The sequence below is a fragment of the Pseudomonas sp. MDT1-16 genome (assembly GCF_054898115.1).
In genome coordinates, this window is the sequence record NZ_CM142717.1 from 2220879 (window position 1) to 2239667 (window position 18789).

Below are 18789 nucleotides of genomic sequence, written 5' to 3' on the forward strand. Positions count from 1 at the left end.
TTCTCTGATAGCGGAAACAGTTTCGGCAAGGTGCCAGTATTTTGCCGCTACTCAGTGCGTCAGACTTTGATGTGTGTCAACAATCCCGACCCTGCTCGCGCACAGGAAATGCGGGGCGTAATGCGCTATCCTTCGTGGCTTCAAAATTCCCTCGCTACAGGATTCCGCCCCATGAAAGCCGCACTCGTCGAACTCATCAGCAAAATAAGCGCCGGGTGCATGAGCGATGACGAAATCCTGAAAGTCGCTGACGAAGCGTCCCAGGCCTACGCCAATCCCGAGGCTTTTCTGACGGCCAATCCGGACATCAACTACGACGACACGTTCCCGATTCCGCTGGGTGAGTGGGTGGTCGTGGGCAGCCTGCCGGAAACCGTGCTGTTCCAGTCTGACACCTACATGGACCTGTTCGCCCAGATCGTCGCCTCGTTCGGGCCTGGCGTTGATTTCAACATTAAACCCAAGCAACTGGCCAAGACCGAAGCCCTGACCGCGCTCAATCGCATTCAGGTGCAGATGAGCAGCATGAACAAGGAAAACGGCGGCTACGTGCTGATGAACTTCAGTCAGTTGCTCGACGACCAACTGCAAGCGGTGCTGGTCTACGGCAACGACGTGCCGCGCGTGCTCGAGTTGTGCGCCAAAGTCGGTATTGCTGCCGGACCCTCCCTGGAAGCCCTGAAAGTGGCGATCCACGTCTGAAGCCAACAAGGCGCTAATAAAACGGAACCCTCGCAATGGCCGGCTATCCTAAGAGTGCATACCACTCTTAGGGAGCGTCACCATGGGTTCCACGTTCAACGGTCTGATTGGCCTGATTATTCTTGCCCTGGACATCTGGGCCATCATCAACGTACTGAAAAGTGGCGCCACCACCGGGATGAAAATCGTCTGGGTGCTGTTGATCCTGTTGCTGCCGGTCCTGGGGCTGATCATCTGGGCCATCGCCGGGCCACGGGGAAACGTGCGAATCTGAGCACGCACTCAAGGCCGACACATTTCCCCTGTGGATATCCGAATGATCACGTCTTGACCAAGGTTCGACCTGTCATATTCCGCGACGTAGAATTCGCGCCTTCCCGGGCAATCGAGGTGATCGATTGACCCTCATGGGCGGGTAACCGTCCGTTGGCACCGCATTCATCGGAGCACTTCCCATGAGCAACTCACCAACCAGCGAATACCTGGAAACCCTCTACGAAGGCTACGGCCAGCGTTTTCGCATGGAAAAACTGCTGCACGAAGTGCGCACCGAACACCAACACCTGGTGATTTTCGAAAACCCGCGCATGGGCCGGGTGATGGCGCTGGACGGCGTGATCCAGACCACCGAAGCCGATGAATTCATCTACCACGAGATGCTCACCCACGTGCCGATCCTGGCGCACGGCACCGCCAAGCGCGTGCTGATCATCGGTGGTGGCGACGGCGGCATGCTGCGTGAAGTGGCCAAGCACCGCAGCATCGAGCACATCACTATGGTCGAGATCGACGGCACTGTGGTCGACATGTGCAAGGAGTACCTGCCGAACCACTCCAAGGGTGCGTTCAATGATCCACGACTGAACCTGGTGATCGACGACGGCATGCGTTTCGTCGCCACCACCACCGAAAAATTCGACGTGATCATTTCCGATTCCATCGACCCGATTGGCCCGGGTGAAGTGCTGTTCTCGGAAAACTTCTACCAGGCCTGCCGTCGCTGCCTGAACGAAGGCGGCATTCTGGTGACCCAGAACGGCACGCCGTTCATGCAAATCGAAGAAGTCAAAACCACCGCGGGGCGCCTGCGCAGTCTGTTCCCGGACTGGCACTTCTATCAGGCGGCCGTGCCGACCTACATCGGCGGCGCCATGACCTTCGCCTGGGGCGCGACGAATACCGCCTATCGCAAGTTGTCCCGCGAAACCCTGCAGCAGCGTTACGCCGGCAGCGGCATCATCACCCGCTACTACAACCCGGAAATCCACATCGGCGCCTTCGCCTTGCCGCAATACGTCCTGCAGGCTGTGAACAAACCTAGCAACGACTAATGGCACGCAGGTCGGAAAGGGTCGCCCCGGTGTAAAACACGTCGGAGGCGACCCTTTTTTCATGCTTCACTTATAGAGAGAGGGTCCGGTTGAACGATTGGCCGGGGTACAAGGTCGAGATAGTGGTAAACCCATCCGCGGGTTTTATCGAGGAGGCACCGATGCAAAAGTGGAAAGTCACTTTCGTTGATGATCACGGTGAGCAAGTTGACGAGGTGTTCGAGAGCGATGAATGCCCGAACAACGAGCAAGCCGCGAAACTCATTCGCGCCCGGCGTCTGCCTGTGGCTGCCGAACTGGACCTCAACGATCTGGAAGGGCGCGCCGATGATCCGACTGTCAAAAGTCTGAAAACCCAGAACAGCATTGAAATCCTCAGCATTACTCCCGTCTGACACTCACGTTGTCACATTCACAACCAGGCCTTGGCAGCGGCTCTCTCTTGGGGCTACTCTGCAAGCGAGATCAGCGAACGGATCGCTAAGGTCTGGTCTTGTCAGCTACATGCTTGCTTCCCACCGGCAATGTTGTTGCCGCATCGCTCGCCCCATTCGGTGGCGAGTGCCGGGAATACGGAAAGTCTATCCATCAGTCTGAGGGGGACGTTTCATGAGCACAGCCTATCAAGAAGACATCAGCAGCAGCGTGTTGCGCCGCATGAAAGAAGGCGGTTTTGACTTTTCACGATTTCATCCCATCGAGTTCTACGCCATTTTCCCGGACGAGGAGCGGGCGCGCAGGGCGGCGGGGCATTACTGTGGTGAATCCTTGAATGCACAAATCAGCGTGCGCGACGACGGCGCGTGGTACCTGGAACTGAGCAAAGTGATGTACGCCACTTATGACGGCATCGGCGACTTTGAGCAGGATTTCGAGGCGGTGGTCGAGCCTTTGGGCGGCATCATCGAAGGATGGGGCGTCAAGCAGGAGGTACGAGGGCTACTCGCATAACCTTATGAACAGTAACAACACTCAGCAACGGCTGACCTCAGGGTTGGCCGTTTTCGTTTTCGCGGGGCAGAAAACGTACCTGGCAAAACCCTGAAACAAGAATCCGGCACAAAAAAGCCGCCTGAGCAGGCGGCTAAAGGGAAGAACGATCAGTTTTCCAGCGAATGCGCGGATTATCCGCATCGACTCCCGAGCAGTGAAATCAACGCTGGCTATGCTGGAGATAGACGACAACATTGCTTCGCAATGAAGCGGGGGCGATCAGGTGCGGGCATTTACCGCACAGGATTGGTGCGGTGCGTGCAGTGCGATTATCCAACTGATTGATATCAAAGCGTTTATGCCGATGGCACGGGCTTTGCGAAGCCCAGATGTCCGGGTGACAAGGAGTACGGCATGATCCGCACCTATTTTGATGAGATGTACGATGCCGGCGGCCAGGTCCGCCCGCATTATCGTGAGTTTGCCCGTTGGCTGGCCGAAACGCCTGACGAACTTTTGGCACAACGGCGACGCGAGGCCGATCTGTTATTTCATCGCGCCGGGATTACGTTCACGCTCTATGGTGATGAGCAAGGGACAGAGCGCCTGATTCCCTTCGACACCATCCCCCGCAGCATCCCCGCCAGTGAATGGCGAGTCGTCGAGCGCGGCTGCATTCAGCGGGTCAAGGCGTTGAACATGTTCCTCGCCGACCTCTATCACGAGCAGCGCATCATCAAGGCCGGCATCATCCCGGCCGAGCAAGTGCTGGCCAACGAGCAATACCAGTTGGCGATGCAAGGGCTCGATCTGCACCGGGATATCTATTCCCACATCTCCGGTGTCGATCTGGTACGCGATGGCGACGGCACGTACTACGTGCTCGAAGACAATCTTCGTACACCGAGCGGCGTCAGCTACATGCTCGAAGACCGCAAGATGATGATGCGCCTGTTCCCCGAATTGTTCGCGGCGCAACGCATTGCCCCCATCGACCATTATCCGAACCTGTTGCTCGATACCCTGAAAAGCTCCAGCCCGATCGATAACCCCAGCGTGGTGGTGCTGACGCCGGGCCGTTTCAACAGCGCGTTTTTCGAGCATGCATTCCTGGCGCGGGAAATGGGCGTTGAGCTGGTGGAAGGCGCGGATCTGTTCGTGCGGGACGACAAGGTCTTCATGCGCACCACGGACGGGCCGAAAGCCGTCGACGTGATCTACCGTCGCCTCGACGATGCGTTCCTCGATCCGCTGGCGTTCAACCCGGACTCGATGCTCGGCGTTCCAGGGCTGCTGTCGTCGTACCGCTCCGGCAACGTCGTGCTGGCGAATGCTATCGGTACCGGGGTCGCGGATGACAAGTCGGTGTATCCATTCGTCACGGACATGATCCGTTTCTACCTGGATGAAGAGCCGATTCTGAAAAACGTGCCGACGTGGCAGTGTCGTAATCCCTCCGAACTTTCCCACGTACTGGCCAATCTTCCAGAGTTGGTGGTCAAGGAAACCCAGGGCTCCGGCGGTTACGGCATGCTGGTGGGGCCGGCGGCGACGGCGGCGGAAATCGAGTCTTTCCGCGCGCGGATCAAAGCCAAGCCCCATGCGTACATCGCGCAACCGACGCTGTCACTGTCGACCTGTCCGACCTTTGTCGAAAACGGCATCGCTCCACGCCACATCGACCTGCGTCCGTTTGTATTGTCTGGCCGCGAAACCCGGGTTGTGCCCGGCGGTTTGACCCGTGTTGCCCTGCGCGAAGGCTCTCTGGTGGTGAATTCGTCCCAGGGTGGCGGAACCAAGGACACCTGGGTGGTTGAGGATTGAAGGACGCCAGCCATGTTAAGTAGAACTGCCTCGGATTTGTATTGGATGTCGCGTTACCTGGAGCGGGCGGAAAACCTCGCACGGATGCTCGACATCAGTTATTCGCTGTCGCTGATGCCGCAGGATGGCCGTGGTGATGGCCTGCATGAACTTGCCATGCCATTGCTGATTACCGGCACCCTGGACGATTACCTGGAGCGCCACGGCGAATTGCACGCCGAACGGCTGCTGCATTTCTTCGCCCTGGACGCGGCCAACCCGGCGAGTATCTACAGCTGCCTCGGCGCCGCGCGGGCCAGTGCCCATGCGGTACGTGGGCGAATCACCGCCGACATGTGGGAAAACATCAATGCCACCTGGCTGGAAATTCGCGGGATAGCCGATCAGGGGTTGAGTCGCTACGGCATGAGCCGTTTCTGCGAGTGGATCAAGGAACGTTCCCACCTGTTTCGCGGCGCATCCTACGGCACCATCATGCGTAACGACGCGTTCCGCTTCATTCGTCTGGGGACGTTTATCGAAAGGGCTGACAACACGTTGCGCCTGCTGGATGCCCGCTACGAAATGGCCGGCGATCAGGCCGAAGCGGTCAGCGATGGCACGGCGCACGCGTACTACCAGTGGAGTGCTTTGCTAAGGGCGTTGTCCTCTTTCGAGGCCTACACCGAAATCTACCGCGACGCCCCCGGCGCCCGGCATGTGGCAGAAATGCTGCTGTTGCGGGCCGATGTCCCGCGTTCCCTGCGCGCCTGCACCGAAGAAATTGACCAGATCCTCGCCCAACTGCCGGGGGCCAACGGTCGTCCTGCGCAACGCCTGGCCGCGGAAATAGACGCACGCTTGCGCTACACCGGTATCACCGAAATTCTCGACGAAGGCCTGCACGCCTGGCTGACCGAGTTCATCCCGCTGGTGCGCCAGCTGGGTAACGCCATACACAGTTCCTACCTGGAGGCTGCATGAGACTTTCCATTAGCCACGAGACCACCTATCACTACGAAGATCAGGTGCGGGCGAGCATCCAGTACTTGCGACTGACACCCCACGACAGCGAGCGCCAGCATGTGCTCAGCTGGCAGCTCGACCTGCCGCGCCCGGTGCGCGCGCAACTCGATCCGTTCGGCAACATCCTGCACGTGCTGACCCTGGATGAGCCCCACGAGGCGATCATCATCGGCGCGCGTGGGCAGGTGGACATCGACGAATTGCGTGAGGCGGAGCATGAAAGCCAGTCGGCGCTGCCGTTCCTGCGTTTCACGCGCTTGACCGAAGCCGATGAAGCGCTGCGTACGTTCGCCGAGAAAGAATGCAAGCAACGCCGGAATCGCACGGCGCTGATCGACTTGATGCATGGCTTGAACCAGCACATGACCTACACGCCGGGCTCCACCGAAGTGGACACCAGCGCTGCTCAGGCCTTCGCCGGGCGTTCGGGCGTCTGCCAGGACCACACCCACGCGTTTCTCGCCTGCGCTCGCAGCCTGGGCATTCCTTCGCGTTATGTGTCGGGTTACTTGTACAGCGAGAACAGCGAACACCTGGCCAGTCACGCCTGGGCGGAAGCCTGGCTCGATGACGCCTGGTACAGCTTCGACGTGACCAATGAATTGGCGAGGCCTGAGCGTCATCTGAAACTGGCGGTGGGTCTGGATTACCTGGATGCCTGCCCGGTGCGAGGCATGCGGCGGGGCGGAGGTTGCGAGCAGATGCATGCGAAAGTGTTTGTGTCACCGACACCGATGCCGGTGATCTCCGTCCAGCAGCAATAATCCCTAACACGATCGTTCCCACGCAGAGCGTGGGAACGATCGGTCAGGGTTTAACTTTGCGCCCAGCCATATGCTTCAAATACCCCACCAACATTTCCAGATCCCCGTCCGGCAACACCGTCGCCGAGAACCCGGGCATTTTCGCCTGCGGCCACTGACGCAAACTCTGCGGGTCACGAATGTAGCGCTTAAGGAAATCCGCACCAAAGTACTCGGTCGGGTTAAACGGAATATTCAGATCAGGCCCAAACTGCGCATCCCCGGCACCATTCAATCGATGACACGCCAGGCAATTCTTCTGAAACAGCGCAAAGCCCTTGTTCACCGGATCGTTGGCTTTAAGCGCCGGATCGGGCAGCAGGGTAGGGAAGCGCTCGGCCACCGGTGCCATGCGCTTGATGCTCGCCACCTGAAATGGCCATTGCTCGGGGCTGATGTCGCCCGCCTGCGGATCGGTCCAGACCAGATAGAACGGTCCGGCGCCGGGCTTGCCTTCCGACAGCGCTGGCCACGGCTTGGTGGACTCTTCAATTGCCAACCATGCGCGCGCACCCTGGGTATTGAGCAACGGCGCAGCCGACAGTTCTGCGGCAAAACCATCCAGGGCGACAGCCTGTAGATGATCTTCAGGCTTGATGCCGGTCAACAACGCAGCCAACGGAACAGCGTGATAGCTCATGTCCCGTTTGTAGGAAACGTCGTTGCTGATCGTGATGGTCTGAACCTGAGGATGCTTGAGCAATTCCTCGGTTTGCCAGGTGCGACTGCTAGCGCCCAACTCAAGGTCCAGCTGTGCAGCAGACAGAGGCGTACTGAGCAGCAAGGCCCCGAAAAGAATGAGCGTTTTCAAGTGACCGCCGTCCATGTCGTGGAAGTGCCGCAAAGGTTGGCACACCCACGCTGGCCCGGGTAGCGAGCCCGTCACATTTTAATAGGGCGATATAAAATCTGTCGCTAAGTCAGCCGATCACCTTGGTCAGGTTCGGCAAAATCAACAACAGCGTAGTGGCGAATAGAATGAGCCCGGCTTGACGTACTTTCGATTGTTTGAACATGGCTTGACCGCCTTTATTGTTATTTCCTGATGCCTGCCTGCATTTCTCCATGACGGCAGAGCGTTGCACTTCCTGTTTGACGAGCGCCTCGGCAAAACCCGACGACAACTTCGTACAAGTTCACCTTAGAGCCCGCGTCACGCTTGGTTTAGATCCATTTCGTATGGGCGTCATACAAATTGCTCTTAAAATGGCATGAGGCCTATTGCCAGCTTCTTGGGCGCCCGTTTGCTAGACAGCTTGGTGTCCTGAATCGGTTAAAGCGGTGGTTGACTACCGTCCGTCTGAGCGCGTCCGTCAACGTCAGTGAGCGCTGCGGTCATTGAATCCATGGGCGCTCGGCCTAAGGTGGGAACTCTGTATTTGCTCCCCGCCCAGGTTCGAGGACGTCATGACCCAAGCTTTGATTTTCGACGCGTTACGTACGCCCCGCGGCAAAGGCAAGGCCAACGGCGCCTTGCACAGCGTCAAACCGGTGAACCTGGTCGCCGGGCTGCTAAAGGCGCTGCAACAGCGCACTTCCCTTGACACCCGTCAGGTTGACGATGTGGTGCTTGGCTGCGTGACGCCCATCGGCGACCAAGGCTCAGACATTGCCAAAAGCGCGACCCAGGTGGCCGATTGGGACGTCAGTGTGTCGGGTGTACAGATCAATCGCTTCTGCGCATCGGGGCTGGAGGCAGTGAACCTCGGCGCGATGAAAGTGCGTTCCGGCTTCGAAGACCTGGTGGTGGTCGGCGGCGTCGAGTCCATGTCCCGCGTGCCGATGGGCAGCGATGGCGGTGCTTGGGCACTGGACCCGCAAACCAACTTTCACAGCCATTTCACCCCTCAGGGCGTGAGCGCTGACCTGATCGCGACGCTGGAGGGTTTCAGCCGTCAGGACGTCGATGCCTATGCGCTGCACTCCCAGCAAAAGGCTGCGCGGGCGAGGGCCGACGGTTCGTTCAACAAGTCGCTGGTGCCGGTGCAGGACCAGAACGGCATCATCCTGCTCGATCACGATGAATTCATCCGCGCCGAATCGACCCTGGAAGGCTTGGGCACGCTCAAGCCGAGCTTCGAAATGATCGGGCAAATGGGTTTCGACGCCACCGCGATTCGGGTCTACAGCCATGTCGAGCGGATTAACCACGTGCACACGCCGGGCAATAGCTCCGGCATCGTCGATGGCGCAGCGCTGATGTTGATCGGTTCCGAGGCCAAGGGTCGGGCGTTGGGCTTACAGCCACGGGCGCGGATCGTTGCCACCGCAGTCACCAGTACCGATCCGACTATCATGCTCACCGGCCCCGCACCGGCTACCCGCAAGGCGTTGGCCAAGGCCGGGTTGCGGGTCGACGACATCGACCTGTTCGAGGTCAACGAAGCCTTCGCCTCGGTGGTGCTGAAATTCATCAAGGACATGGCGATTGACCCGGACAAGGTCAACGTCAACGGCGGCTCTATCGCCATGGGCCACCCGCTGGGGGCCACCGGCTGCGCAATCCTCGGCACGTTGCTCGATGAACTGGAAACCCGGCGTCTGCGCTATGGCCTCGCGACGCTGTGTGTCGGCTGCGGCATGGGCATTGCCACCATCATCGAACGCCTCTGAGCCCCGACCTTAAGGAACAAGTGACATGACCGAAGCCATTCGTTACGAAAAAGGACAGGACCAGATCGTCGTCTTGACCATCGACATGCCGGGGCAGAGCGCCAACACCATGAACGCGGCCTACCGCGAAGCCATGGCTGCTTGTGTCGCCAGACTCGTTGCCGACAAGGATTCCATCGCCGGCGTGATCATCACCTCGGCCAAGAAAACCTTCTTCGCCGGCGGCGACCTCAATGAACTGATCAAAGTCGGCAAGCCCCAAGCCAAAGCCTTCTATGACAGGGTGCTGTCCCTCAAAGGGCAACTGCGCACCCTGGAAACCCTCGGTAAACCGGTGGTCGCGGCCATCAACGGCGCAGCATTGGGCGGCGGTTGGGAAATCTGCCTGGCGTGCCATCACCGGGTTGCGCTGGATGATTCCTCGGTGCAACTCGGCTTGCCGGAAGTGACCCTCGGCCTGCTGCCGGGCGGCGGCGGGGTGGTGCGCATGGTGCGGATGCTCGGCATTGAAAAAGCCTTGCCGTACCTGCTCGAGGGCAAGAAAGTCCGGCCGCAGCAGGCGTTGCGGGCAGGGTTAATTGATGAGCTGGCGGCGGATCGTGATGAATTGCTGGCCAAGGCTCGCGCCTGGATTATCGCCAATCCTTCGGTTGTGCAGCGCTGGGACGTGAAGGGTTACCAGATTCCGGGTGGTACGCCGTCGAACCCGAAAGTCGCGCAAATGCTGGCCATCGCGCCGTCGATCCTGCGCAGCAAAACCAATGGCTGCATGCCCGCACCAGAGAAAATCCTCTGCGCCGTAGTGGAAGGTGCTCAGGTGGATTTCGACACCGCGCACCTGATCGAAACCCGTTACTTCACCGAATTGACCACCGGGCAGGTGGCGAAAAACATGATTGGCACGTTTTGGTTTCAGCTCAATGAGATCAATGCTGGTGGCTCGCGGCCCCAGGGCTTTGCGCCTTACGTGACGCGTCGCGTGTGTGTGCTGGGCGCCGGCATGATGGGCGCCGGTATCGCCTTTGTCAGCGCGTCGGCCGGCATCGACGTGGTGCTCAAGGACATCAATCTTGCGGCAGCGCAGAAGGGCAAGGCGCATTCGGCGGCGCTGCTGGACAAGAAGGTCGCTCGGGGCCAATTGAGTGCTGATCAGCGCGATGCAACGCTGGCGCGAATTCACCCCACTGAAAGCGATGCCGATCTGGACGGTTGCGACCTGATCATTGAAGCGGTGTTTGAAGATCGCGATCTGAAGGCCAACGTCTCTTCGGCTGCGCAAAAAGTCGTTGGCCCGGACGCGGTGATTGCTTCCAATACGTCGACTTTGCCGATCAGCGGCCTCGCTGCCGCCGTGCCGGATCAGACGAAATTCATCGGTCTGCATTTCTTCAGCCCCGTGGAGAAAATGCCGCTGGTGGAAATCATCAAAGGCGCCCACACCAGCGACGAAACCCTGGCTCGCGGGTTCGATTTCGTCCTGCAAATCAAGAAAACGCCGATTGTGGTCAACGATAGCCGTGGCTTCTTCACCTCGCGGGTGTTCGGCACGTTCACCAACGAAGGCATCGCCCTGCTGGGCGAAGGCGTGAGCGCGCCGATGATCGAGACCGAAGCGCGCAAGGCGGGCATGCCGATCGGACCTCTGGCGATCTCCGACGAAGTTTCCCTCAGCCTGATGAGCCATATCCGCCAGCAAACCGCCAAAGACCTGCAAGCAGAAGGGAAAGCGCTGATTGAGCATCCAGCGTTTGCCGTGATTGACGTGCTGCTTAACCAATACAAGCGCCCCGGTAAAGCCGCAGGTGGCGGTTTCTACGATTACCCGGCCGGTGGCCAGAAGCATCTGTGGCCGGAGTTGAAGTCCCGTTTCGAGAAGGCTGACGGGCAGATTTCGCCGAAGGACGTGCGTGATCGGCTGCTGTTCGTGCAAGCCATCGAAACCGTGCGCTGTGTGGAGGAGGGTGTGTTGACCTCGACGGCGGACGCCAACGTCGGTTCGATCTTCGGTATCGGCTTCGCCGCCTGGACCGGCGGCGCGCTGCAGTTCATCAACCAGTACGGGGTGAAAGACTTCGTCGCCCGTGCCCAGTACCTGGCGGAGCAATATGGCGAGCGATTCGCCCCCCCTGCGCTGCTGCTGGAAAAAGCGGCCAAGGGGGAGGCGTTCTAGGGGACGGGAGACGCATTCTGGGGCTTGCCTTGCCACCGTGTTTCAAGGCAGGCTCTGGGGTGTGCATTACTCCCATCACGTGTCAGGTATTTTATGTCGTTACGCATCTGCATTCTGGAAACTGACATCCTGCGTCCGGAACTGGTCGATCAATATCAGGGTTACGGGCAGATGTTCCAGCGTCTGTTTTCGCAGCAACCCATCGCTGCCGAGTTCACCGTCTACAACGTGATGCAGGGCGAGTATCCCGGCGAAGAGCTGACGTTCGACGCCTACCTGGTCACCGGTAGCAAGGCCGATTCCTTCGGCACCGACCCGTGGATTGAAACCCTCAGGACGTACCTGCTGACCCGCTACGAGCGCGGCGACAAACTGTTGGGCGTGTGCTTCGGCCATCAACTGCTGGCGCTGCTGCTGGGCGGCAAGAGCGAGCGTGCGCCCCAAGGCTGGGGCGTCGGCACCCACAACTACAAACTCGCCGCCAAGGCGCCGTGGATGAGCCCGGTGAGGGAAGAGCTGACCTTGCTGATCAGCCACCAGGATCAGGTCACCGCGCTCCCGGAAAATGCCACGGTCATCGCTTCCAGCGATTTCTGCCCGTTTGCCGCGTACCACATCAACGATCAGGTGCTGTGCTTCCAGGGGCATCCGGAGTTCATTCACGATTACTCGCGCGCGCTGTTGGATATTCGTCAGCAAGCGCTGGGCGAGCAGATTTATTCGAAAGGTATGGCGAGCCTAGAGCACGAGCATCACGGCACTACCGTTGCCGAGTGGATGATGCGGTTTGTGGCGCACAAGCCTCAGAGTGTCTGAAACTGATCGTTCCCACGCTCTGCGTGGGAATGCATCCCCCGACGCTCCGCGTCACAGCCACCCGGACTTCTTGAAGCTCACCCACAAACTGACGCACCCAACACCGATAAACCCCAGCACCCCGAAATACCCGTAATGCCACGTCAATTCCGGCATGTTCTGGAAGTTCATCCCGTATATCCCGGCCACCGCCGTCGGGAACGCCAGAATCGCCGCCCACGCCGCAAACTTGCGCTGCACCACGCTTTGGCGTGACGCCTCCAGCAACACCCCGACCTCGATGGTCTGGCTGGCAATATCGGCCAAGGTCGTCAGGTCTTCCATCTGCCGCGTCACGTGAATCTGCACATCGCGAAAGTACGGCCGCATGTTCTTGTCGATGAACGGGAAGTTCAGTTTCTGCAGTTCCTCACTGATCTCCACCATCGGCGCCGCATACCGGCGCAAACGCACTACATCGCGGCGCAAGCTGTGGAGCTTCTGGATATCGTGTTCATTCAGGTGGCTACACAGCACGTTGATTTCCAGCGCATCGATCTCGGCATGGATCGCTTCGCCCACCGGCTGGTAGTTTTCGATCACGAAGTCGAGGAGGGCATAAAGTACGAAATCCTCCCCATGTTCGAGCAACAGCGGACGCGCCTCACAACGCTGTCGGACATGAGCGTAGGACGCCGAGTGGCCGTTGCGTGCGGTAATGATGTAACCGTTGCCGGCAAAGATGTGAGTCTCGATGAATTGCAGTTTGCCTTCATGCCGGATCGGCGAATACGTGACGATAAACAGCGCATCGCCGAAGGTTTCCAGTTTCGGTCGACTGTGTTTTTCCAGGGCGTCTTCGATAGCCAGTTCGTGCAGGTTGAACTGGCGTTGCAGGTTGGCCAGCTCCTGCGCGTTCGGCTCTTCCATGCCGATCCACACAAAGTGGTCAGGCTTGGCAGCCCAGGCAGCGCCTTCGTCGAGGGTGATATTGGTGACTTTCTTACCGGCGCTGTAAACCGCAGCAGCAACAACTCTACCCATGATGGTGGTTCACTTCTTAGTGGCAGCTGTTTATTGGCAGCTTTCTATTGGTAAAGAATGGCAGTGCCAGGCAGTGCTCAGCTTAGCCCTGTCTGCTGCTTGAGAGTCAGCAAAGTCTGCAGAGTTCGCAGGCAAAAGAAAACCCGCACTGGGCGGGTTTCTTTTACGCGGCTTGCAGTTGCCGATCCATTGACGCGATGCACTCGCGCATTTGCTCGCGGCATTGGGCAATCAGCAGCGGCATGTCATCCAGGCTCAATCCAGCCGTAGGAATCGCCGGTAGCGAACGGATCAGAATCTTCCCACTGCGCCAGCGGTTCAATCGCATGTGTTTAACGTAACTGCTGACACACACCGGAACGATCGGCACCCCGGCGGCAATGGCCATTTGAAAGGCACCTTTCTTGAACGGCAGCAACTCTTCGCCCAGGTTGCGCGTACCTTCCGGGAAGACCCAGATAGAGGTGTCTTCATTCTGCAGCGTGTGGGTCGTGGTCAACATCGACTGGCGCGCTTTCTGCGCATTGCCGCGATCGATCAGCACGTTGCCTGCCAGCCAGAACAACTGACCAAACAGCGGTACCCACTTCAGACTCTTCTTGCCAATACACACGGTGCGGCGGGGTACCACGTTGCCGAACACAAACAGATCGTAGTTGGACTGGTGGTTGGCGATGATCACGCAGCTGTCGGGTTTATCCATCAACGGTCCGACGTCGGCCTTCACCCGCAGACGCAAAATGCACATCGCCGGCCATGCATAAAGACGCGCGCACAAACGGCTGTTGTCCGGATTAAATGGTCGGCACAGACCGAGAATCACCCCGAGCACACCGGCCAGAATAAAGTGCAGGCCCATCAATAACATACGAAACACAAAGAGCATCTACAGGCCCCACCGGAACAAAAGGTGGCGCAGTGTACGGATGTGCACTGTTTTCGGCAATTGCCGCTATAGAGGTGGGAGATAGGCGATGTTTGAGCGCATGTTTCCGACTTATGAGACAGACGCGACCTAGAGCGGTTGTAGGCTTTTCAACAGGGCGCGTAAGAAAAAGCCCGACACGACGGTCGGGCTTTTCGGTTTTCCAGATATAGGCTTAAACCAAAAGCTCCTGATCCTGGATGATCGCGTTGTCCAGCGTCTCCAGCAGCGCTTTGCGCACTTTCAACTTGGTGTTTTTGTGAGCCGTCATGTTGATCTTCTTCAACTGACGAGCCGCCGCCAGCGCCGCGCCCTGCAACTCTTCGGCCGACACCACCAGATCGAGGAAGCCGGCATCCACGGCGCTCTGCGGATTAAACATCTCACCGTTGATGACGGAGCGGTGGAACGCCGACTTGCGCAGGCGATCACGGGCCAGCTCGATACCGGCGTGGTGCATGGTCATGCCGATCTGCACTTCGTTCAGACCAATGCTGAACGGGCCGTCGACACCTATGCGGTAATCCACCGACAGCAGCAGGAACGCACCCTTGGCCACCGCATGCCCAGGGCACGCCACGATCACCGGGAACGGGTGCGACAACAGACGACGAGCCAGCGTCGAACCGGCAGTCACGAGCGCAACGGCCTCTTTAGGGCCGGAGGTCATCACCTTCAAGTCATAACCGCCCGACAGAATTCCGGGCGTACCGGTAATGATCACCACCGCACGATCAGTCACCGCCTGATCCAGCGCAGCGTTAAACGCAGTAATCACGTCCGGGGAGATGGCATTGACCTTGCCATTGCTCAAGGTCAGGGTCGCGATACCGTCTTCGAGATGGTAGGAAATCAACTCACTCATGACGCTATTCCTTTGAATTAAGTAGGGTAGACGTTACCCACCGCCGTAGGCCAGGTAAAGTGCCGTGACTGACCACCCAGTCACCCTTTTCCCGCCCGGCGAGCATCGCCCGCCACGCCAGCCGCGCACTCCCCTCTATATAGAAGCGGGGCGTGACGCCGGAGATTGGCCGGTTTGCCATGGCCCGGAACTCACCGGAACGACTAAATCGCTAACCGCATGAAAATTCTGAAAAAAATATTTGCCATCGGAAAAGCTTTCGACTACATTAGCGCGCCTCGACAGACAGAACATGTTTGAAGAGATACGGTGAAGTGTCCGAGTGGCTTAAGGAGCACGCCTGGAAAGTGTGTATACAAGAAATTGTATCGAGAGTTCGAATCTCTCCTTCACCGCCACATTCGATGTAACCAAAACCCCTGACTTTGAGAGAAGTCAGGGGTTTTGTGGTTTCTGGCGTCTGGATTTCGTGGCTGGCAATGTTATTGACCCAAGCCTATCGGCGGAGGCGCTTCCGAAATTTATGTAGGACGTGTGATAGGCATGTGGGAAGTAATGCTGGAAAGCCAGGTGGCTGGGTGCTTTCATAGGTTTTAGCACCTGACATGAGTCGTTTCGGAAGGGGTATTCGGTTTGCGCCTTTAGGGTACAAAATGAATCAACGGGCAAGGCACATGACGCGGCCCATTATCTGGATGGACGCACGCGCGTTGTGCAGGAATTCACCATGAAACAGGCCGAACTGGAAAAGGTTCAGGTGGAGATCGTCAAGCTGATGGCTGAGCAGCGCAAGCTGAACGCCGAAGCCGGGAAGATGACCCATGAAACTTTTTGGTATCCGGTGGCCATTGCTATTGGCCTGATCGGTACGGTCGCCACTGTCACCGCAGTGTTGATCAAGCTGCTCTAATACTTTGGGCCGTAGTCGATGAACAAAGAACTCCGCCTCACGGCTGTGCAACGGACTTGAATTCTGGTTGACGACTTTGCATCTCTTGGCTCCTTTTTAGGTACGACCTGTTCAATCCCCCTCGAATGGAATCGACACCATGTCTCACCCTCGCGCCGCTTCCCGCCGCATAGCTATTGCATCACTGCCGTATCTGTCCAGACTGCCTTGAGTCAATATCCCGAGTATGAGGAAGGAAGTTTAATGATCACCACCACAACCCACACCATCGAAGGCCGGCAAATCACTGCTTATCTGGACATCGTCAGTGCCGAGTCGGTGCAGGGTGTCAATGTTATCCGCGATATGTTCGCCGGGATGCGGGATTTTTTCGGTGGGCGCTCTCAGACATTGGAGCGGGCGTTGAAGGAAGCACGGATTCAGGCAACCGACGAGCTCAAGGAGCGGGCACGGGGTCTTCAGGCCGATGCGGTGGTGGGGCTTGATTTTGAGATTAGCATGCCGGCCGGGAAGGGCGGGATGGTAGTGGTGTTTGTGACCGGGACGGCGGTCAAGCTGAGGTGAGTGACGCGAGGGGCCATTCGTCGGGCATGCAACAATCTGAATCACAAGTCCAGTAATGACCGGCTAGTCTCAAAAGCCTGGGTGGTCGATATTTTTCAGGCAAATAGGGCTTGCCGGTGTCGACCCTTTTGAGAGGGGAAAGGTATGGCTAATCCGTATATCGAAGAGGAAGGGGCAGAGTTTCCGATCAACAATTGCGTTCAGTGTGGCCAAACGGAGTATGTGGCAGGCTTTGGTGAAGACCCGGTCCAAAACAACAAATTGAAATCTGCGGTGCGCCGAGGGCCCAAGGCGAAGTTTATGCCCAGGGTGGCGCCAACCAGGAAGTAACTATCTACCGTACAGCCCCCCCGCCATTGAGCGGGGTTTTTATTTTCATGAGGTTGGTTCTTGGGATTTGGACTACAGGTACATCATTAGCTGTTGGTATTTTTTTTCACAAACTTTTCACACCTACCTACGTAGGCTCAACTCATCCGTTAGAAAGCAGTACCTGGCCCGTTCCCCAGCGGGCTTTTTTTTGCCTGTCATAAAACCTTTTCTATAAACGCTGTCCAACCGTCGCCTATAGCGAGGTTGAACCCGTGCGTGTCTGGTCCTCTAAAGCATTCAATCTCGCCCCTTTCGGTTACCCCTATTTTTTGAGGTTTTTGTCATGCGTTTAACACTGCCTGCTCTGGTTCTGGGGCTTTTGGTTGCTCAAGGTGCGATGGCTGCTGGTGACGGCACTGCCGCGATCGGTGGTGGTTTGGGTGGCGCGCTGGGCAATGTGGTCGGCCAGAGTATGGGCGGCAGCACCGGTGCAGCGATTGGTGCGGGTGTCGCGGGCGCGGCCGGCAGCGCTGTTGCCGCACGCAAAGGCAGCCGCACTAAAGCAGCCATTGGTGGTGGTGTCGGCGCAGCAGGCGGTTCGGTGATCGGCAACAGCCTGGGCGGCAAGACCGGTTCCACCCTCGGCGCAGGCTTGGGCGGCGCATTGGGTGGCGGCGTTGGCAGCAACCTGGCCAAAGGTCACAAGCGGCACTGATCCTGATCGATAAGTTCAAAACGCCCGGCTTGATGCTGGGCGTTTCGTATCTGGATGTTTCTACTTCACGCTCTTCGGGTTTACAGCTGTCCAACGATCAGCGCTGACGTGGGGAAAAAGCTAGACTCACGCCATCCGTAACGCGTTCTCTTACCCCCGATACGGAATTTAGAGGTTCATATCATGCGTTTGACATTGTCCACGTTGGTTCTGGGACTTTTGGTCGCTCAAGGTGCAATGGCAGCCGGTGACGGCACCGCTGCAGTGGGCGGTGGTATTGGCGGTGCGCTAGGTAACGTGGTCGGCCAGCAAATGGGCGGCAGCACGGGTGCCGCGATTGGCGCCGGATTGGGCGGCGCGGCAGGTAGCGCGGTCGGCGCAAACAAAGGCAGTCGCACAGAAGCGGCGATTGGCGGTGGTTTGGGGTCGGCGGGTGGCTCGGTGATCGGCAACAGCCTCGGCGGTTCTACCGGCTCGACCATTGGCGCAGGTTTGGGCGGCGCGGCGGGTGGGGCAGTCGGCAACAACTTGGGTAGCGACAGCGGCAGTTCGCACTCCGGTAGCGGCCACAAGCATAAGCATAAAAATAAGCATAAAAACAAACATCACTGATTCGACATCAGCTACACCAGAAACCCGGCCTCAGCGTCGGGTTTTTCGTTTCTGGTAGTAGGACTCTGGAACGTTTGGTCGTAGGTCGCCTCGAACTTCATACACCCCAGAACCTTGTGAGGCATGCCATGACTCCTGAAACCGAAGGCAAGGAAGAAAAAGGCCCGAGCGGGCTTCCGTTCATTAACGATCCCGGTAACGAAGACCCTGGCTCGCTGATGGATAACGCAACGGTGCCGCTCAACGATTCCGATGATGCAGGCGATGTCGGAAATATCGAAGACGAGGATGAGGGCGACGATTGACCATGCTTTGCGACAGGCTTGACCGATCGTCTCTCTGATCGAACGCTTGCATGGCGCAATCCTCGAAATGTCAGGGCCTGCTTTTCAGGCCCCTCGAGAGGTGCTTTATGAACGTTGATCCGAAAGACGCCGACATCGACGAAACCCCTGAGTATCCATTGCCTTCACCGACCGACTCCCTGAGTCGCGATCAACGTCCGCCTGACGACGACACTGCTGTGGAGCAATTGCCGTCTGATGACGTGAAGCGTGGGGACGTGGAAGCTGACCCTGAAGATCCGGACATTGCCGGTGATGACCGCTCAAACGAACCGAGCTGAACATATGAGTGGGAGTGGCGGGAGTTTGGGAGGAAGGACGG

22 protein-coding genes and 1 tRNA gene are annotated in these 18789 nt (G+C 58.2%); 19 read left to right on the forward strand and 4 right to left on the reverse strand.

The genetic code is table 11. The features are described from left to right. Positions 1–171: 171 nt before the first annotated feature. The 8 genes from ACYZT3_RS09960 to ACYZT3_RS09995 all read left to right on the forward strand — a co-directional run bounded on the left by ACYZT3_RS09960 (position 172) and on the right by ACYZT3_RS09995 (position 6559). Positions 172–702 (forward strand): hypothetical protein, encoded by a 531-nt coding sequence (locus tag ACYZT3_RS09960; protein ID WP_462031994.1) that lies wholly within the window; start codon positions 172–174, stop codon positions 700–702. Positions 703–784: 82 nt separating this feature from the next. Beyond that, the gene (locus ACYZT3_RS09965; protein WP_262169451.1) at positions 785–976 is read left to right on the forward strand and encodes a PLDc N-terminal domain-containing protein; all 192 of its coding nucleotides are present in this window, start codon (positions 785–787) and stop codon (positions 974–976) included. Positions 977–1157: 181 nt separating this feature from the next. After that, the gene (speE, locus tag ACYZT3_RS09970) at positions 1158–2033 is read left to right on the forward strand and encodes a polyamine aminopropyltransferase (protein ID WP_462031995.1); all 876 of its coding nucleotides are present in this window, start codon (positions 1158–1160) and stop codon (positions 2031–2033) included. Positions 2034–2194: 161 nt separating this feature from the next. Next, entirely contained in the window at positions 2195–2428 is a 234-nt protein-coding gene (locus ACYZT3_RS09975) for a hypothetical protein (RefSeq protein ID WP_282378609.1), read from the forward strand. 214 nt (positions 2429–2642) lie between these two features. Beyond that, on the forward strand, positions 2643–2984 hold the full coding sequence (locus ACYZT3_RS09980) for a ribonuclease E inhibitor RraB (RefSeq protein WP_059404670.1): 342 nt from the start codon (positions 2643–2645) through the stop codon (positions 2982–2984). A gap of 396 nt (positions 2985–3380) precedes the next feature. Further along, positions 3381–4790 (forward strand): circularly permuted type 2 ATP-grasp protein, encoded by a 1410-nt coding sequence (locus tag ACYZT3_RS09985; RefSeq protein ID WP_074874854.1) that lies wholly within the window; start codon positions 3381–3383, stop codon positions 4788–4790. Between the two features lie 12 nt (positions 4791–4802). Then, positions 4803–5753 (forward strand): alpha-E domain-containing protein, encoded by a 951-nt coding sequence (locus tag ACYZT3_RS09990; protein ID WP_462031996.1) that lies wholly within the window; start codon positions 4803–4805, stop codon positions 5751–5753. Beyond that, positions 5750–6559: a transglutaminase family protein gene (locus ACYZT3_RS09995; protein ID WP_282378623.1), complete on the forward strand. Its 810-nt coding sequence runs from the start codon at positions 5750–5752 to the stop codon at positions 6557–6559. Before ACYZT3_RS09990 ends, ACYZT3_RS09995 begins: the two co-directional genes overlap by 4 nt. Before the next feature lie 43 nt (positions 6560–6602). On the opposite strand, the gene ACYZT3_RS10000 is transcribed toward ACYZT3_RS09995, so the two are convergent. Beyond that, on the reverse strand, positions 6603–7424 hold the full coding sequence (locus ACYZT3_RS10000) for a c-type cytochrome (RefSeq protein ID WP_462032357.1): 822 nt from the start codon (positions 7422–7424) through the stop codon (positions 6603–6605). A gap of 581 nt (positions 7425–8005) precedes the next feature. Here ACYZT3_RS10000 and ACYZT3_RS10005 point away from each other — a divergent pair. The 3 genes from ACYZT3_RS10005 to ACYZT3_RS10015 all read left to right on the forward strand — a co-directional run bounded on the left by ACYZT3_RS10005 (position 8006) and on the right by ACYZT3_RS10015 (position 12197). Then, positions 8006–9211 carry an acetyl-CoA C-acetyltransferase gene (locus tag ACYZT3_RS10005; protein WP_462031997.1) on the forward strand — a complete coding sequence of 402 codons (1206 nt, stop codon included), beginning with the start codon at positions 8006–8008 and terminating at the stop codon, positions 9209–9211. A gap of 25 nt (positions 9212–9236) precedes the next feature. Beyond that, on the forward strand, positions 9237–11381 hold the full coding sequence (locus ACYZT3_RS10010) for a 3-hydroxyacyl-CoA dehydrogenase NAD-binding domain-containing protein (RefSeq protein WP_462031998.1): 2145 nt from the start codon (positions 9237–9239) through the stop codon (positions 11379–11381). A gap of 93 nt (positions 11382–11474) precedes the next feature. Beyond that, positions 11475–12197, forward strand: a complete 723-nt coding sequence (locus ACYZT3_RS10015) for an amidotransferase (RefSeq protein ID WP_282378634.1) — start codon at positions 11475–11477, stop codon at positions 12195–12197. Between the two features lie 51 nt (positions 12198–12248). Here ACYZT3_RS10015 and ACYZT3_RS10020 read toward each other — a convergent pair whose 3' ends face one another. From ACYZT3_RS10020 to ACYZT3_RS10030, 3 genes are all read right to left on the reverse strand, one after another. After that, entirely contained in the window at positions 12249–13220 is a 972-nt protein-coding gene (locus tag ACYZT3_RS10020; RefSeq protein ID WP_462031999.1) for a magnesium and cobalt transport protein CorA, read from the reverse strand. Between the two features lie 163 nt (positions 13221–13383). Further along, on the reverse strand, positions 13384–14106 hold the full coding sequence (locus ACYZT3_RS10025; RefSeq protein ID WP_056744165.1) for a 1-acylglycerol-3-phosphate O-acyltransferase: 723 nt from the start codon (positions 14104–14106) through the stop codon (positions 13384–13386). A 214-nt stretch (positions 14107–14320) separates the two neighbouring features. Next, complete coding sequence (locus tag ACYZT3_RS10030) at positions 14321–15010, reverse strand: crotonase/enoyl-CoA hydratase family protein (protein WP_282378643.1); 690 nt, start codon at positions 15008–15010, stop codon at positions 14321–14323. A 308-nt stretch (positions 15011–15318) separates the two neighbouring features. Here ACYZT3_RS10030 and ACYZT3_RS10035 point away from each other — a divergent pair. From ACYZT3_RS10035 to ACYZT3_RS10070, 8 genes are all read left to right on the forward strand, one after another. Then, positions 15319–15408, forward strand: a tRNA-Ser gene (locus ACYZT3_RS10035). A 329-nt stretch (positions 15409–15737) separates the two neighbouring features. Next, the gene (locus ACYZT3_RS10040) at positions 15738–15920 is read left to right on the forward strand and encodes a hypothetical protein (RefSeq protein WP_282378644.1); all 183 of its coding nucleotides are present in this window, start codon (positions 15738–15740) and stop codon (positions 15918–15920) included. 243 nt (positions 15921–16163) lie between these two features. Then, entirely contained in the window at positions 16164–16484 is a 321-nt protein-coding gene (locus tag ACYZT3_RS10045) for a YbjQ family protein (RefSeq protein ID WP_282378646.1), read from the forward strand. Between the two features lie 144 nt (positions 16485–16628). Beyond that, positions 16629–16814, forward strand: coding sequence for a hypothetical protein (locus tag ACYZT3_RS10050; protein ID WP_282378648.1), 186 nt, complete (start codon positions 16629–16631; stop codon positions 16812–16814). Between the two features lie 325 nt (positions 16815–17139). Next, positions 17140–17511, forward strand: coding sequence for a bacteriocin (locus ACYZT3_RS10055; RefSeq protein ID WP_282378650.1), 372 nt, complete (start codon positions 17140–17142; stop codon positions 17509–17511). A 183-nt stretch (positions 17512–17694) separates the two neighbouring features. Beyond that, entirely contained in the window at positions 17695–18123 is a 429-nt protein-coding gene (locus ACYZT3_RS10060) for a glycine zipper domain-containing protein (protein WP_449644353.1), read from the forward strand. Between the two features lie 128 nt (positions 18124–18251). Continuing rightward, entirely contained in the window at positions 18252–18428 is a 177-nt protein-coding gene (locus ACYZT3_RS10065) for a hypothetical protein (protein WP_282378653.1), read from the forward strand. 107 nt (positions 18429–18535) lie between these two features. Then, a complete protein-coding gene (locus ACYZT3_RS10070; protein WP_282378655.1) occupies positions 18536–18748 on the forward strand; it encodes a hypothetical protein in 213 nt (70 codons plus the stop codon). Positions 18749–18789: the final 41 nt, after the last annotated feature.